This is a genomic window from Duganella sp. AC917 (genome assembly GCF_979258245.1).
Genome location: NZ_OZ409848.1, coordinates 355875 through 372516, shown reverse-complemented (window position 1 = coordinate 372516; position 16642 = coordinate 355875). Strand labels below are relative to the sequence as shown.

Here is a 16642-nt window from a genome sequence, read left to right as displayed (position 1 = left end):
ATAAGCCGTGTTTACGCCTCCGCGATGCGCTTGGCGATGTGCGCCAGCGCGTCTTCCACTTGGTCGATCAGGATCAGACACAGGTCGCCTTCGCCCAGGCGCGCCAGCGCCGTGTCGATGGCCAGGAACTCGCCGTAGATCTCCTGCACGTGCGACGTGCGCGGCGCACCGTTCAGGCCCGAACGCAGCAGGGCCACCACTTCGCCGTCGACCCGTCCGCGCTGGCACTGGTCTTCGTACAGAATCACATCGTCGAACGCGCGGCCGAGGATTTCGGTCTGCTGCTTGATGTCCTCGTCACGACGGTCGCCGGCGCCGGAAATCACCACCGCGCGGCGCTTGGCCGGCATGGTTTCCACCGCCTGCACCAGCGCGAGGATGGCGTCCGGATTGTGGCCGTAGTCGGCGATCAGCGTCGCGCCCTTGTAGTCGAACACATTGAAACGGCCCGGCGCGTTGTCCGAATCGTTGGCGAAGGTTTTCAGGCCGAGACGGATCGCGTCCCAGCTGATGCCCACGCCCCACGCGGCGGCCACGGACGCCATCACGTTCTCCACCTGGAAGCCGATGGCACCGTTGCGGGTGATCGGCACCTGCGCCAACGCGATCTTGTTCAGCTGCTTGCCTTCCGCCGCGACGATATGGCCGTCCTCGACGTACACGGTGCGGCTGCCCTGCGCCCGATGCGTGGCGATCACCGGATGGCCGCCATCGGCGCCGAAGAAGATCACCTTGCCACGGCAAGTGGCCGCCATGCCGGCGACGATCGGATCGACCGCGTTGAGCACCGCGAAGCCGTTTTCGGAGACGTTCTGCACGATCACGCGCTTGAGCACCGCCAGGTCTTCGACCGTGGTGATGTAGTTCAAGCCGAGGTGGTCGCCGCTGCCGATATTGGTGACCACGGCGACCTGGCAGCGGTCGAAGGCCAGGCCCTCGCGCAGCACGCCGCCACGGGCGGTCTCGAACACCGCCGCGTCCACATCGGGATGCAGCAGCACGTTGCGGGCGCTGCGCGGACCGCTGCAGTCGCCGCTGTCGGTCTGGCGGCCTTCGATATAGACGCCGTCGGTGTTGGTCATGCCCGTGCGCAGGCCGCTGGCCGTCAGCAGGTGCGCGATCAGGCGCACCGTGGTGGTCTTGCCGTTGGTGCCGGTGACCGCGACCACGGGAATGCGGCCGTTCTCGCCGGGCGCGAACATGGTGTTGACGATCGCCTCGCCGACCGCGCGGCCCTTGCCGTACGACGGCGCGATGTGCATGCGCAGGCCCGGGGCGGCGTTCACTTCCACCACGCCGCCGCGCTGGTTGTCGAACGGTTGCAGCACGCCTTCGCACACCACGTCGACGCCGCAGATATCGAGGCCGATCATCTGCGCCGCCTCGACCGCGCGCGCCGCCACTTCCGGGTGCACGTCGTCGGTGACGTCGGTGGCGGTGCCGCCGGTCGACAGGTTGGCGTTGTTGCGCAGGATGACGCGCTGGCCCTTGGCCGGCACGGAATCGGCGTCGAGGTCCTGCAGCGCCAGACGCGCCAGGGCGATGTCGTCGAAACGGATCTTGGTCAGCGAAGTCGAATGGCCGCTGCCGCGACGCGGATCGGCGTTGACGATGTCGACCAGCTCACGCACCGAGTGGCTGCCGTCGCCGACCACCTGCGGCGGATCGCGGCGCGCGGCGGCGATCAGCTTGTTGCCGATGACGAGCAGGCGGAAATCGTGGCCCGGCAGATAGCGCTCGACCATGATGTCGTCGCGGAATTCGCGCGCGGTGTTGAAGGCCTGCGCCAGCGCCTCCTTGGTCATCACGTTGACGGTGACGCCCTTGCCCTGGTTGCCGTCCTTCGGCTTGACCACCACGGGCAGGCCGATTTCCTGTGCGGCGGCCCAGGCGTCTTCGATGTCGTCGACCGAGCGGCCGATAGGCACCGGCACGCCGGCCGCGTGCAGCAGCTTCTTGGTCAGTTCCTTGTCCTGCGCGATCGATTCGCCAATGGCGCTGGTGCTGTCCATTTCGGCGGCCTGGATGCGGCGCTGTTTCGAACCCCAGCCGAACATCACCATGCTGCCCTCGGTCAGGCGGCGGATCGGGATGTCGCGGGCGACAGCGGCGCTGACGATGGCGCCGGTGCTCGGGCCAAGGCGCACATCCTCGTCGAGGTCGCGCAGTTCGTTCAGCGCGCCGGTCAGGTCGAACGGCGTGTCGGCCAGCGCGGCGTTGATCAGGTTTTCAGCCAGCGTCACGGCCAGGCGGCCCACGGCTTCCTCGGTGTACTCCACCACGGTCTGGTAGATGCCATTTTCCAGCGTGGCGCTGGTGCGGCTGAAGGTGACCGGGCAGCCGGCTTGCGCCTGCAGGCTCAGTATCGCCACTTCCAGCACGCGGGCCAGCGGCACGTCGTCGGCGCGGCCGGTGGTGCGCAGCGCGCCGATGGCGGGAAAGCGCGCGTGCAGGCGCTGCTCGAAACCTGGCAGCAGCGCGATCGACTGCTCCTCGGGCGGACAGGAGACGATGACTTCGACCGCCGTGTGGTGGCTCCAGAGATTGGGGCCGCGGAGGGCACGGGTGCGTTGAACTTCCATAAATCTTCGTGTTCTTTCAGTGAAGTTATCAGTGATGGGTGCGCTTCGGATTCGCATCGAAGGTGCGCAGGCCGGCGCCGATCAAATCGGGCGTCAGTCCCAGCGCCCAGCCGGCGGCGATCGCGGCCAGCACCGCTTCCGGTGGCACCAGCGGCGACAGCGGCAGGCTCGCCACCTCGTCGTGGCCCTGGGCCATGACGATGCAGTGGGCCCGCTGGAACACCACGCGCTCGCTATCCTGGCGATGCGCGGCGATGGCGGCCAGGTGCTCGTCGACGCCGTAGAAAATCACTTCGCCATCGCACAGGCGGGCCATGTCCACCACCTGCTCGTCGGCGGCGTTGAGCACCGCGACGCCGCTCGGCAGGATCACGTCGACCTGGGTGCGCAGCACGCCATACAGCTTGTCGGCGCTGTCGATATAGAACTCGCTGAGTTCTTCGACGTCGCTGACGTCGGTGACCACGCCGACGGCGCATTTGTCGTAGGCCAGGCCTTCGGTCAGGATCATGCGCGCGCTCGATTCGAACACCGCCGCCTCGACGTTTTTATTCAGCAGCAGGCGCTCGCCGGTTTCCCAGTCGCTGAAGCCGTCGCGCGGCAGCAGGCGGCCGTTGACGAACAAGCCGTCGGCGCAGGTCAGGCCGACCTTCTTGCCGCTGATTTGCAGCAGCCAGGCGATCAGGCGCGAAGCCATGGTGGTACCGTGCTTGCCGGTGATGCCGACGATCGGCATGCGGCCGCTTTCCTCTTCGGCGAACAAATGGTCGACGATCGCCGCGCCGACGTTGCGCGGCTCGCCGTTGGCCGGCTTCAGGTGGGCCAGCAGGCCCGGACTGGCGTTGACTTCGATGATGGCGCCGCCCTGCTCGTGCAGCGGACGCGAAATATCGGCCGCCACCAGATCGATGCCGGCGATGTCCAGGCCGACCACGCGCGCGGCCAGCGTGGCCATCGCGGCCACCTGCGGGTGCACCCGGTCGGTGACGTCGGTGGCGACGTTGCCGTTCGGCTGGATCAGCACCTTCTGGCCGTCCAGCGGCACCGATTGCCAGGTCATGCCCTGGCGCTCGAGCTCCAGAATGATCTCGCCCGATTCATGCGGCTTGACCACGCCCAGCGGCGCGTCCTCGACCTCGCCGCGACGCGGATCGGTGTTGATCTGCGTATTGCACAAGTCGAGGATGTTCGATTTGCCGTCGCCGGTGACCCACAGCGATTCACCCGCGGCGGCCGCGATCAGGCGCTTGCCGACCACCAGCAGGCGGTGTTCGTCGCCCGGGATGAAACGCTCGACGATGACACTTTTGCTGTCGCCCTTGCGCGCCGCCAGTTCGTAGGCGGCCACCACATCGGCTTCCGTCATCAGGTTCAGCGAAACCCCGCGCCCATGGTTGCCGTCGTACGGTTTGAGCACCACCGGCACGCCGATGTCCTGGGCCGCCGCCCATGCCGCTTCGGCGCTGGTGACCAGTTCACCTTCGGGCACCGGCACGCCGCAGGAGGCCAGCAGGCTTTTGGTCAGGTCCTTGTCGCTGGCGATGCCTTCGGCGATGGCGCTGGTCTGCTCGGTTTCGGCGGTCCAGATGCGGCGCTGCGCGGCGCCGTGGCCGAGCTGCACCAGGTTGCCGTCTGTCAGACGGATCGACGGGATTTTGCGGTCGGTGGCGGCATCGACGATGTTGGCGGTGCTCGGCCCCAGGCACAGCGACTCGACCATGTCGGTCAGCTCGGCCACCTTGGCGGCCAGGTCGTAGGGACGGTCCTCGATCATCGCCATCAGCAGGTCGCGGCCCGCCTCCAGCGCGGCGCGGCCGACCTGCTCCTGGCGGGTGCGGAACGCCATCTTGTACAGGCCGGTGTCCTCACCGATCTGCCGCGTTTTACCGAAACCGGTTTTCATGCCGGCCATGTTTTGTAACTCCAGCACCACATGTTCGAGGATGTGGCCGGCATAGGTGCCGTCGCGCAGGCGCTCGAGGAAGCCGCCGACCTCGCCCACGCCGCAGCGGTGCACGATCAGGCCGGGCAGGATCGCGGTGAGGCGCTCATACAATCCCGGCAACAGATTCGACGGATAGTTTTCCAATTCGCCAATGTCCAGCCATGCCTCGATTACCGGGCGATAGGTCCAGATGTTGGGACCGCGCAAATGGGTTACGCGGAGGACTTCAATGTCTTTCTTCTTGGTCATGTTTCTATTCTTGTATCTTTGTTATCAGCCGTGGCCAGCCTGCGCCGTATTTTAAACCCGTACCACCGCTTGCCACCAAATCCTGTTTGGCCCACCCGTTGCTTTGACCAAGTTCATCACGTCCACCGACCCCGATGTCTGTGCGTTATACTTGCCGCCAGTACAAAAGCCCGGTTTTTTTATGGCTGAGCCAAACAAGCGACTCAACTGTTGATGCACTGACAGAATACCGTAAATAATTACTTATACCAGCCGCAACACCTTATTGGCAAAGCGATTGTTGTAGAGTGCCGATGCTAGTTTCACCATTTTTTCGACCCGGAGTAAGCCGCACGATGACAACCCAACAACTTTCCACCGTATCCAGCCTCGGCGAGCTTCCTGAACGCTGGCGCTCCGAGATACAGGGACAGCTTTCCAAAGAGGAAAACGTTGTAAGTGCCCTGGAGGTTGACCTGGATCAGCAACTTCGTTTCGCCAAGGGCGTCATTGTCGTGACCGCCACGCGCCTGCTGGCGCGCGCGCCGGGGCAGCAACAATGGCAATCGTGGCCGTTTTCGCATGATCTCACCTTGCAGCACCACGACCACGCCGGCGTCGGCCACCTCGAACTGATCGGCGCCAGCGGCCGCCTCGCGGCGTGGCGCTTCACCTTGGGCCAAAACCTCAACGCCATCCGCTTGGTCGAAGCGTTCTCGACGCACCTCGACAGCCACGCCACCGGCGTACCCGTCATCACCGAAGAAAAAAGCATCTGCCCGAGCTGCAAGGCGCCGCTGGAACCGGACCAGGAGGAATGCCCGGTCTGCACGAAAGTGATCTACACGCCGCCGTCGACGTGGACGCTGTTCCGCCTGTGGCGCTTCGCCAGGCCGTACAAATTTCAGCTCGCACTGGGATTCTCGCTGATGTTACTGAGTACCGGCGCGCATATGATCCCGCCCTACCTGACCATCCCGCTGATGGACAACGTGCTGATCCCGTACCAGAACGGCAAACCGGTCGACACCTCGATGGTCGCGCTGTACATGTCCGGCCTGGTCGCCTCGGCGGTGATGGCGTGGATACTCGGCTGGGCCAAGACGTACGTACTGGCGCTGGTGTCGGAGCGCATCGGCGCCGACTTGCGCACTGAAACCTACGACCACCTGCTGCGCCTGTCGCTGGAATACTTCGGCGGCAAACGCACGGGCGACCTGATGTCGCGCATCGGCAGCGAAAGCGACAGGATCTGCGTGTTCCTGTCGCTGCACCTGCTCGACTTCGCGTCCGACTGCCTGATGATCATCATGACCGGCGTGATCCTGTTCTCGATCGACCCGTGGCTGGCGATCTTCACCCTGCTGCCGTTGCCGTTCATCGCCTGGTTGATCCACGTGGTGCGCGACCGCCTGCGCATGGGCTTTGAAAAGATCGACCGCGTCTGGGGCGAAGTGACCAACGTGCTGGCCGACACCATCCCCGGCATCCGCGTGGTCAAGGCGTTCGCGCAGGAGTCGCGCGAAGCGGCGCGCTTCCGCACCGCCAACCAGCACAACCTGGCGGTCAACGACAAGCTCAATAAAATCTGGTCGCTGTTCTCGCCGACGGTATCGTTCCTGACCGAACTCGGTCTGCTGGTGATCTGGGTGTTCGGCATTTACCAGGTCTCGAAAGGCAATATCACCGTCGGCGTGCTGTCGGCGTTCATCGCGTATTCGAGCCGATTCTACGGCCGTCTCGACTCGATGAGCCGCATCGTCTCGGTCACGCAGAAATCGGCGTCGGCGGCCAAGCGCATCTTCGACATCCTCGACCACGTGTCGTCGGTGCCCGAGCCGACCAACCCGGTCAAGCTGGCCAAGGTCGACGGCAACATCACCTTGCGCGAAGTCGGTTTCCGTTACGGTAACCGCGCAGTCAACCGCGGCATCAGCCTCGATATCAAGGCCGGCGAAATGGTCGGCCTGGTCGGCCACTCGGGCTCCGGCAAATCGACCCTGGTCAATCTGATCTGCCGCTTCTACGACGTCTCGGAAGGCGCCATCATGCTTGATGGCGTCGACATCCGCTCGTTCGCCGTGTCGGACTACCGCCGCAACATCGGTCTGGTGCTGCAGGAGCCGTTCCTGTTCTTCGGCACCATCGCCGAGAATCTGGCCTACGGAAAACCGGACGCCACGCGCGAGGAAATCATCGCCGCCGCCCGGGCCGCGCACGCGCACGAATTCATCCTGCGCCTGCCGCAGGGTTACGACTCGATGGTCGGCGAACGTGGACAAGGCCTGTCGGGCGGCGAGCGTCAACGCATCTCGATCGCCCGCGCGCTGCTGATCGATCCGAAGATCCTGATCCTCGACGAAGCCACGTCCTCGGTCGACTCCGAGACCGAAAAAGAAATCCAGCGCGCGCTGGAAAACCTGGTGAAGGGCCGTACGACGATCGCCATCGCCCACCGCCTGTCGACCCTGCAAAAGGCCGACCGCCTGGTGGTGCTCGATCGGGGCGTAGTAGTGGAGGAAGGCTCGCACGACGTGCTGATGGCGCGCGAAGGCGCCTACTACCGCCTGTATCAGGCGCAGGCCCGCAATGTCGACACCGACATGAGCGACGCCGGCGGCAAGGAATAACAAGGGAAGCAACTGAGACGCACATGACGACGACAAAATTTGAATTGGTACGCAATCCCTTCGGCCGGCTGGTGCTGACGACCGGCGAAGGCGCCGTACACGAAGGCGTGGCGGCGGTGCGCGCCTTCCCGGTGCAGGCGCCGGAAGACGGCATCGCGCTGGTCAGCGGCGACGGCAAGGAAGTCGCCTGGATCGACCGCATCGAGGATTTGCCGAAGGACATCGGAGACCTGGTGCGCGAAGAGCTGGCCGGCCGCGAATTCATGCCCGAGATTTCGCGCATCGTCGACGTCTCCGGCTACGCCACGCCTTGCACGTGGACGGTGGAAACGGATCGCGGCGAGACCGAATTCGTGCTGCGCGGCGAAGAAGACATCCGCCGCCTGACGGTGGACACGCTACTGATCTCCGACATCCACGGCATCCACTACCTGATCCGCGACGTGCGCGAGCTCGACAAGCACGGCAAAAAAATCCTCGACCGCTTCCTCTAACCTACTGGGGTCAAGTCTGTCATTCGGACACGAACTTATCCGTAAAACCCGGTCATAAGGTCGAGCCTGTGTCTGAATGCCAACCTACTGGGGTCAAGTCTGTCATTCGGACACGAACTTATCCGCAAAACCCGGTCATAAGGTCGAGCCTGTGTCTGAATGTCGGACCTGACACCGGGTTATACGTCGGAGATCGCCCGCCAGGGCGCGAACCACCTTGTAGGAAGCCGCCAGCGCCCGTTGGCGGTTGACCTGTCTCAATGCTTCTCCGCAAACCGCTTGCATGATGTAATCGTGCGCCGACGGCGGCTGCGGAAAGGCATACAATGAAATTCCTCGATCCAAAGTCGCACCAGCCGCCACGTCCGGCCCCGAAGCGCAAGCGCAAACCGCGCAAACCCGCATCGCCGCCAAGCCCAGTGCCCGTGCCGGTACCGCGTCCCAAGCAAAAAGGGAACTAGCCATGGATGAAACCCAAGAAGATGTGCAGTTCAATTTGCGGTATGCGCAACGGCTCTGCCAGCGAACGGCGCGCTTTTACCGGCGATTGCAAACCACGCTGACGTTTGTCAGTTTGCTTGCCGGCAGTTGCGCCGTCGCCGCTCTAGCGGCCCAACTGACGGTGCCGTCGGCGTGGTTGCTGGGCACATTCGCCATTTTCGGCTGCATCAATCTCGCGCTTAGCCCGGCAGACAAGATCGCAGCGAACGAGGCCGACGTGCGCAAGTATGGCGCACTGCTCGCCAAGGTCAATTCCGTGGATGCCGCCACGCTCCAGCAAATGCTCGACGAAGCGCGGCTATCCGACACGACCGAAATCGAACCGCTGCGACCGGTCGCCTACAACGACGTCGTTCTCGAGATCGACGAACCGGAAGCATTGATTCGGTTGAGCCCGATGCAAAAGCTGATGGGCGCCCTGGCATAGCTCCAGGGTCAGGTCCCCTGTCAGTGCCCCGCGCGCGCAGCCGGTTTGCCCGAGCCGCCATCCGCATACATGCCGGCGTACTTCAAGCCGAAGTACAGCACGAAGACGTAGCACGCCGCAGGCACAACGAACGACATCTGCAGGTTGACGGTATCGGCCAGGAAGCCTTGCGCGAACGGCACCAGCGCGCCGCCGACGATCGCCATGCACAGCAAGCCGGAGCCCTGCCCCGTCAGCGGTCCCAGTTTGTTCAGCGCCATCGAGAAGATGGTCGGGAACATGATGGAGTTGAACAGGCCAACGCCCAGCAGCGCCCACATCGCGGTATGACCGCTGCCGAAAATCGCCACCAGCAGCAGCGCGAACGCGGCCGCCGAGTTGAAGGCCAGGGCCTTGCCCGGGCTGACGTAACGCATGACGGCAAAGCCGATGAAACGGCCCAGCATCGCGCCGCCCCAGAAGTAGCTGACGTAAGGCGCCGCCTGGTGTTCCGGCAGGCCGGCGATTTGCGGCTCGCCGATGAAGTTAATCAGGAAGCTGCCAACGCAAACTTCCGCGCCCACGTAAAGGAAGATACCGATCACGCCGAGCACCAGGTGACGATGCTGGAGCACCTGCTTCCAGCCGCCGCCGTCAACCGCCTGCGCGCTCGATTGCTCGGCGTCGACGATCTTGGGCAGGCGCGCCATCGCAAACAAAATAGCCAGTACCAGCAAGGCGCCGGCCAGCGCCAGATACGGTCCTTGCACGCTGGCCGCCTGGTTGGCGTAGTACGCGGCCACCTGGTCGGCCGGCAGCTTGGCCAGATCGGCGGTGCTCATCACACCACCGGCCAGGATCAGCATACCGCCCAGGGTCGGCGCCACCGTTGTGCCCAGCGAGTTGAAGGCCTGGGTCAAGGTCAGGCGGCTCGACGCCGTCTGTGGATCGCCCAGGATCGTCACGTAAGGATTGGCCGCCACCTGCAGGATGGTGATGCCACCCGCCAGGATGAAGAACGCCAACAGGAACAGCGCATAGCCGCTGGTCGAAGCCGGATAAAACAGCGCGCAACCGGCGGCGGCGATGGTCAGGCCGGCGACGGCGCCGTTCTGGTAGCCGATCCGCTTGATCAACGCGCCCGCAGGCAGCGAGACGATGAAGTAAGCGCCGAAGAAGCAGAACTGCACCAGCATCGCCTGCACATACGTCAGCGTGTAAATCGACTTCAGGTGCGGGATCAGGACATCGTTCAACGCCGTCAGCAAACCCCACATGAAGAACAGGATCGTGATGATGATCAGCGGGCCGGTGTTGCCCTTGGCCTTAGCCTTCTCCTGCGACGGGCTGCCCGGCACGCCGGCAGCTTTCGATAATGGTTCCATGCTTGCTCTTTCTCTTTTCTTTGCTGTTTTTACTTAAAGTCGCCGCACGACGACGCGTCCTTGTCCCTGGCCGCCCCGCCGACGATCTGGATGTTGGCGAATGTGGCGGCGAACGGACCATCGGCCGATACGGCGAACGGCGTGGACACCGCATCCGGCTTCAGTCCTCTGGCGCCGAAGCACGACAGCGGTATCTTCACCGTCTGTTTGCCTTTGCCGGCCATGCGCTGGAACACGGCGCTGGCGTCGAGCTCCACGTTTTCCATCCAGATGCCGGCCTTTCCTTGTGGGGCGCCGGTGACGATGGTATCGAATTGCAGCGCGCCGTCGGTGCTGGCGATCGCGGGAATCGGCATGGCCTTGCCCGATTGCGCCGACAGTTTAGCAGGACCGGACCAAGTTAGCCTTTTTGCATCCTGTTGTGTGTTGATCTGCGCCGTTTCGACCTTCACCGTGGGCAGATTGAACACCGCGTTCAGGTCCGCGCCCAGAGCGGTCTTCTGGCCGCCGCTTTCCACATGGAGTCCATAGGTGGAGCGGTCCGCAGGGCTGTACACCGGCATGGCCGTGCTTTTGCCGCAACCGCCCGGCGCGAAGCTTGCGTCGAGCATCGGCAAGGTCGCCTGGCTGGCCGTGGAGGCGTAGCTCAAACCATAGCCGTATTTGAACAAGGGATCGTAGCCGGCGTCGCCGACATTGAGCGGCGATTGGCAGGCCGACTTTGGCCACGAAAACGACAGTTTGCCGCGGAAGTCCGCGTTGACCTTGCCGTCCGCCTTGCGGAACAGGACATCGGACACGCCTTTGCCCTCCGTGCCCGGCAGCCAGGCCGAGACAAAACTGTCGGACAGGTTGAGGATGTCGTTGGCGTACAGCGCGCGTCCGGTCACCAGCACCGTCACCACAGGCTTGCCCTTGCCCGCCACGGCCTGCAGCACCGCCAGGTCCTCCGGATGGCGTCCGGACAGGCGCAGCGTGCCCGCCGGACCGATGTCGCCATCGCCTTCCGCGTATGGCGTCTCGCCGATGACGGCGATGACGGCGTCGAACTTGCCGACATCGACGCCAGCGGCGTTTTCGCTGAAGGTCACGTTATCCTTGCCGGCGGCCTCGCGAATGCCGGCCAGGATGGTGTCTCCGTTCGGATAGTCGCTGTTCTTGTTGTCGGTTCCCTGCCATGTCAGCGACCAGCCGCCCGACTGGTTGGCCATACTGTCGGCGCTCTTGCCGACCACGAGGATTTTTTTGCCGCGCGCCAGTGGCAGCACGCCGCCATTATTCTTCAGCAGCACCAGCGATTCGCGCACCGCCTGGCGCGCCAGCGCGCGGTCCTGCAATGCCTCCTGCTTGCCGGCGTAGCGGTTCTGCGACGGCTTTTTGCCGTCGAACAGGCCGGCGCGCAGCTTCACGCGCAGGATGCGGGTCACCGCGTCGTCGATGCGCGACATTGGGATCTCGCCCTTCTGCACCTGTGCGATGGTGTTGGCGATGAAGGTCTTCCAGCGCTCCGGCACCATAATGATGTCGACGCCGGCATTGATCGACTGCGGGCAGCTGTCCTCGGTGCAGCCTGGCACCTCGGCCATGCCGTTCCAGTCGCTGACGATCAGTCCATCGAAACCCATTTTGGTTTTCAGCGCATCGGTCAGCAGCGCTTTACTACCGTGCATCTTGCCCTGATCGGCTCCGCCTTCAACGTCGTTCCAGCTATTGAAGGAGGCCATCACCGTTTGCACGCCAGCTTCCAGCGCGGGATAGTAGCCCAGCGCGTGGATGTTGATCATGTCCGCCTTGGTCGACTGGTTCACGCCGCGATCCTTGCCCTCGGCCGTGCCGCCGTCGCCGACGAAATGCTTGGCGGTGGCGACCACCGTGCCGTCGCCTTTCAAGTCGCCCTGCAGACCCTTGACGTAGGCGCCGGCGTAATCCGCGACGATGGCAGGATCTTCCGAGAAGCTCTCATAAGTGCGCCCCCAGCGATCGTCTCGCACCACCGCCAGCGTCGGCGCAAACACCCAGTCGATACCGGTCGCGCGCACCGCCCTGGCGACGGAACGCGCCATCTGCTCGATCAGCTGTTTGTCGCGCGCCGCACCAAGACCGATATTGTGCGGGAACAGCGTGGCGCCGTACATATTGCTGTTACCGTGCATGGCGTCGATGCCCCAGATGACCGGCACCTTGACCTTCATATCGGTACCCATTGACGCGTCGTAGTAGGCGTCCGCCAGCTTGACCCAGTCGGCGGCGGTGGCGTACTTGTTCCCCTGCGGCCAGCTGCCGCCGCCATTGAGGACGGAACCGATGTAGAACTCGCGCACCTGATCCGGCGTGATGAACTTGATTTCCGGCTGCGTCATCTGGCCGACTTTTTGCGCTAATGTCATGCCGGCGACGATGCCGGCGATGCGCGCTTCCATCGCTTTGTCCTGCTTGACGGCGCTGGTGATGCGCGGCCAGTCGGTCAGCGGGGTTTTCGTTGCAGCCGGAGCTGGAACAGGAGCGGCAAGGGCAACGGCATGGGTTCCCAGCGCCAGCATGGAAGCCAGGACGGCGCGGCGCAGGATGTGGTTGTGACGTGTTCTCATTCGGGGCAGGTCTCCGTGATTGATTTATTGTTGGTTCTGGCCGCGCACGAAAGCGCCGTACCACTGGCCGCTTTGCTTGACGATGCGGCGCTGCGTCGGGTAGTCGACATAGGTCAGGCCGAAGCGGCGCAGATAGCCTTCCGACCATTCGAAGTTATCGAGCAAACTCCAGGCGAAATAACCTTTGATATGGGCGCCGCCGGCGATCGCGTCACGCACCGCCGCCAGATGGCGGATCAGGTAATCGCGCCGCGCAGTGTCATTAACGGCGCCATTGGCCTCCACGTGATCGTCGTAGGATGAACCGTTCTCGGTCACATACAGATCACCGGTCGGATACTCGCTCGCCAAGCGCGCCATTAGATCGACCAGCCCTTGCGGCGACACTTCCCAACCGAAGTCGGTGCGCTGACGGTCCTGCGGGTGGACGATGGCGGTGCGCAGCGGGTACTGGTCCGGCGCGCCGGTGACCACTTCGGGGAAGTAGTAGTTCACGCCAAGGAAATCGCAGCGGACGGCAATCGCCTCCATATCGCCAGGCATGACCACAGGCGCGTCTTCACCCACCAGCCGCAGCGCCAACTCCGGATAGCCACGCCCATACAACGGGTCAAGGAACCAGCGATTGCGCAGCGCGTCGTGGCGCGCCACCGCTTCCTGGTCGGCCGCGCTGTCGCTGGCCGGCTTGATAGGGTGCAGGCTCAAGGCGATACCGACACTGGCATCCGGCACATTGGCGCGAATGACCGGCACCGCCAGGCCGTGCGACACCAGCACGTTGTGGCAAACCTGAAGCGCAAGCGGCAGGCTTGTGTTACCCGGGGCATGCATGCCATCCCAGTTGCCATGCATGGCCGTGCACCAAGGCTCGTTGTGTGTGATCCAATGCCTGACGCGGTCGCCCAAATGCCTGGTCATCACGTCGACGTATTGCAGATAGGCGGTGATGGTGGGACGCTGTGCCCAGCCACCCTGGTCCTGCAAATACTGAGGCAGGTCCCAGTGGTACAACGTGCACCATGGCTGCAGCCCGCGCTCCAGCATACCGTCGACCAGTCGGGAATAGAACGCCAGTCCTTCGGGATTCGGCTGTTCGTCTAAGCCGTTAAAGATGCGTGTCCACGCGATCGAAAAACGGTAGGAATTCAGCCCCATGGCCTGCGCCAGATCCAGATCTTCCTCCCAGCGGTGATAGTGATCGCAGGCGACCGCTCCCGTGGCGCCGTCGCGCACCTTGCCTGGCGTCGCGCTGAAGGTGTCCCAGATCGACGGCACGCGCCCGCCGACATCGGCCGCGCCTTCGATCTGGTAAGCGGACGTCGACACGCCCCACAGGAAGTCATCGGCGAAGTCCGAGCGGCTTATGGCCTTGGTCAAGTCGGTAGAAGTCATGGTCATCGTGAGTTATTGTTTTGCGAAGGGAGTGGGTGGTGTTTTGGCGTTCATCCATTTGACGAGGGTCTGCTGCGGTTGATACGGCACGCTGCCGAACAGTCGAAACAGGTTCTCAATCTCCACCAGCGAGGCTTTGTTGAAATCGAGCTTGGGGATTTTCGCTCCCGGCGCATTGGTCACCATGCCCCAAGTACCCTTGCCCTGCCCACCCTTGTTGGTCACCAGTTTGTAAGACCATGCGGTGGACGCCCAGCCATTGGCGGCGTAGGTATCAAAGGTGGCGCGCGTTACTTGCCCGCCCGGCTCCGCGCCCATGAACGCCCATGGCTGGAACTCCCCGATGAATAAGGCGGCGTCCAGTCCATCGAGCCGCTTCTGCCACGCGCAGACCGTGTCGCCGCTGCCGGTGCATTCGAGCCAGCCCCGGTGCACCGCCACGCCCGGTTTGCCCCAGCCGAAGTGTCCGGGATAAGGGTGTATTTCGAAAGCGACGTTGGTCATGCCTTTGTCGGCCGGCTTGCCGTAAGAATCTATCCCGTTCTTGACATGGCCCGGCAGGATGATCACGTGTTTGGTATCGACTTCGCGGATCGCCTTGTACAAGGTCTCGACCACGCGCGCCATGTTCTCCGGCGTCGTGCCCCAGGGTTCATTCAGCACGCTGTAGCCGGCGACGGCGCCGCGATCCTTGTAGCGCGCCGCGATCTGCTGCCATAGCCAGAGCGTCCTTTCCTGGAACTCCGTCGACTCCCAGTACTGGTTTTTGCCCGCGCAACCGCTGTGGTGCTCCCAGCCTTGGCTGCCGACAGCGCCGTGCAGGTCGAGCACCACGTAGATGCCGCGTTTTTCAGCCTCGTCGACGGCATTGTCCAGATATCGCCAGGCATCGGCGCGCAAATGACGCGGATTCTTTTCGTCCTCCACCACGCTGTAAATAAAAGGCAGACGCACCAGATTCAAATTGAGCTTGGGCAGCATGTCCCAGTCGCGCGGCTTGATCCAGTTGTCGCGAAACAGCGCGTACAAGCGCTCGCGCTCCGCGTAGCCGAAGCGCTTGTCGAGCAGCGCCTCCAGCTTGCATTGGTCATCGATACCGGCACTGCCTTGCCCCATCATCCAGAACTCCTGGATCAGGTAGTTTCCGAGATTGACGCCACGCAGTGCCGGCGCGCTGCCGTCCGCCGCCAGCCAGCGCTTGCCCTCCGTATGCAGCATCGGCAGCGTGGGCGGGCCGCTCTGGGCGCGCGCGAACGGCTGCGCGGCCGTCATCAACGCCGCCGCGAGTCCCGCGTATTTCAGTAATCTGGTCATCCACATAGCGCCCGCCCAAAGAAATTGGAATCGTTTCCAATATACTACAAAAAAAGAGCGCGCGGCCGGCGCGCACTGCGTTATTTCGCGCTTTTACGTGCCGGCGCTTTCGCCATCGAGGCGCGCTCCGTCACGTGAAGCTTGTATTTGCGCTTGACCGGTCGGTCCGACTCGTAGCACCGGTTCAGCAGGTAATTCAGGCCGTTCAATGTCATCTCGCTCCACGGTATGTGAACGCTGGTCAGGCGCGGCGCCGTGAATTCCGCGCTGTGCGTGTCGTCATACCCCAGTACCGACACTTGCTCCGGCACCGCAATACCCGCCTGCTGGAAGAAGGACAAGGCGCCGACCGCCATTTCATCGTTGGCGCAGAAAACGGCGGTGAACTCCCTGCCCGACGCCAGCAGACGCTCGGCGCATTCCCAACCGCCTTCGGGCGAGAAATTACCGTCGTCCACCCACAGCTTGCCGCTGTCGATGCCCGCCTCGTCCAGCTCCGCCATGAAGCCGGCGATGCGTTCCTGATTGTCCGGCGCGCTGGCGCGCCCCGCAATGACGGCGATCTTGCGGTGCTTCTTGTCCAGCAGCGTGCGCGCCGCCAGCCGGCCGCCGGCCTTGTGATCGACCGTGAAGCACTGCTCGGCGATGCCGGCGTAGCGGTGGTTGATCACCGCCACCCGCGACTGGAATGGTCCGAGCGCCGCAAAATCCTCGTCCTCCAGCGAATTGCTCATGACGAGCAAACCATCGCTACCCCGCTCGATCAAAAAATTCACGCCGTCGATCGCCTGCTGCCGCTCGTTGCCATCTCCAACGCCGAAAGCGACCACCATGTTCAAGCCGGACGCCCGCAGCGCCGTATAGATCGACTGCAGGATCGGCGTGTAAAACGTCCCGCTCAGATAAGGGATGTACACCCCGATCATCTGCGAACTGCCGGACAGCAGCGAGCGCGCAGCGTGAGAGGGCCTGAAATCCAGCTCCGCGATGGCTTTTTGCACCTTCTCGAGCGTCGCCTTGGATACCGATCCCCTGCCGCTGACCACGCGCGAGGCGGTGCCCAGCCCCACGCCCGCCAGCCGGGCGACGTCTTTGATTGTTGCCACGAGTTCCCTCATCCATGAGTCTATGCGGCGGTCAGCATACCGCATCGCCCCGGATGGTGACAAGCGCGTGG

The 16642-nt window shown here is 63.7% G+C and carries 10 protein-coding genes; 3 read left to right on the top strand and 7 right to left on the bottom strand.

The window, feature by feature from the left end:
- Positions 1–11 precede the first annotated feature (11 nt).
- Both cphA and ACZ0BA_RS01650 read right to left on the bottom strand, forming a co-directional pair.
- Positions 12–2582, bottom strand: coding sequence for a cyanophycin synthetase (cphA, locus tag ACZ0BA_RS01655; protein ID WP_463449630.1), 2571 nt, complete (start codon positions 2580–2582; stop codon positions 12–14).
- A 28-nt stretch (positions 2583–2610) separates the two neighbouring features.
- Entirely contained in the window at positions 2611–4776 is a 2166-nt protein-coding gene (locus tag ACZ0BA_RS01650; protein WP_463449629.1) for a cyanophycin synthetase, read from the bottom strand.
- 335 nt (positions 4777–5111) lie between these two features.
- On the opposite strand from ACZ0BA_RS01650, the gene ACZ0BA_RS01645 reads away from it, so the two are divergent.
- From ACZ0BA_RS01645 to ACZ0BA_RS01635, 3 genes are all read left to right on the top strand, one after another.
- Positions 5112–7385: a cyanophycin metabolism-associated ABC transporter gene (locus ACZ0BA_RS01645; RefSeq protein ID WP_463449628.1), complete on the top strand. Its 2274-nt coding sequence runs from the start codon at positions 5112–5114 to the stop codon at positions 7383–7385.
- A 23-nt stretch (positions 7386–7408) separates the two neighbouring features.
- Positions 7409–7879 (top strand): cyanophycin metabolism-associated DUF1854 family protein, encoded by a 471-nt coding sequence (locus tag ACZ0BA_RS01640; protein WP_463449627.1) that lies wholly within the window; start codon positions 7409–7411, stop codon positions 7877–7879.
- A 463-nt stretch (positions 7880–8342) separates the two neighbouring features.
- Positions 8343–8807: a hypothetical protein gene (locus ACZ0BA_RS01635; protein ID WP_463449626.1), complete on the top strand. Its 465-nt coding sequence runs from the start codon at positions 8343–8345 to the stop codon at positions 8805–8807.
- A gap of 20 nt (positions 8808–8827) precedes the next feature.
- On the opposite strand, the gene ACZ0BA_RS01630 is transcribed toward ACZ0BA_RS01635, so the two are convergent.
- The 5 genes from ACZ0BA_RS01630 to ACZ0BA_RS01610 all read right to left on the bottom strand — a co-directional run bounded on the left by ACZ0BA_RS01630 (position 8828) and on the right by ACZ0BA_RS01610 (position 16571).
- Complete coding sequence (locus ACZ0BA_RS01630; RefSeq protein WP_463449625.1) at positions 8828–10171, bottom strand: sugar MFS transporter; 1344 nt, start codon at positions 10169–10171, stop codon at positions 8828–8830.
- A gap of 29 nt (positions 10172–10200) precedes the next feature.
- A complete protein-coding gene (locus ACZ0BA_RS01625) occupies positions 10201–12759 on the bottom strand; it encodes a glycoside hydrolase family 3 protein (protein ID WP_463449624.1) in 2559 nt (852 codons plus the stop codon).
- A gap of 24 nt (positions 12760–12783) precedes the next feature.
- Entirely contained in the window at positions 12784–14151 is a 1368-nt protein-coding gene (locus ACZ0BA_RS01620; RefSeq protein WP_463449623.1) for a GH1 family beta-glucosidase, read from the bottom strand.
- 12 nt (positions 14152–14163) lie between these two features.
- Positions 14164–15465 (bottom strand): glycoside hydrolase family 5 protein, encoded by a 1302-nt coding sequence (locus ACZ0BA_RS01615; protein WP_463449622.1) that lies wholly within the window; start codon positions 15463–15465, stop codon positions 14164–14166.
- An 80-nt stretch (positions 15466–15545) separates the two neighbouring features.
- Entirely contained in the window at positions 15546–16571 is a 1026-nt protein-coding gene (locus ACZ0BA_RS01610; RefSeq protein WP_463449621.1) for a LacI family DNA-binding transcriptional regulator, read from the bottom strand.
- Between the last annotated feature and the right edge of the window lie 71 nt (positions 16572–16642).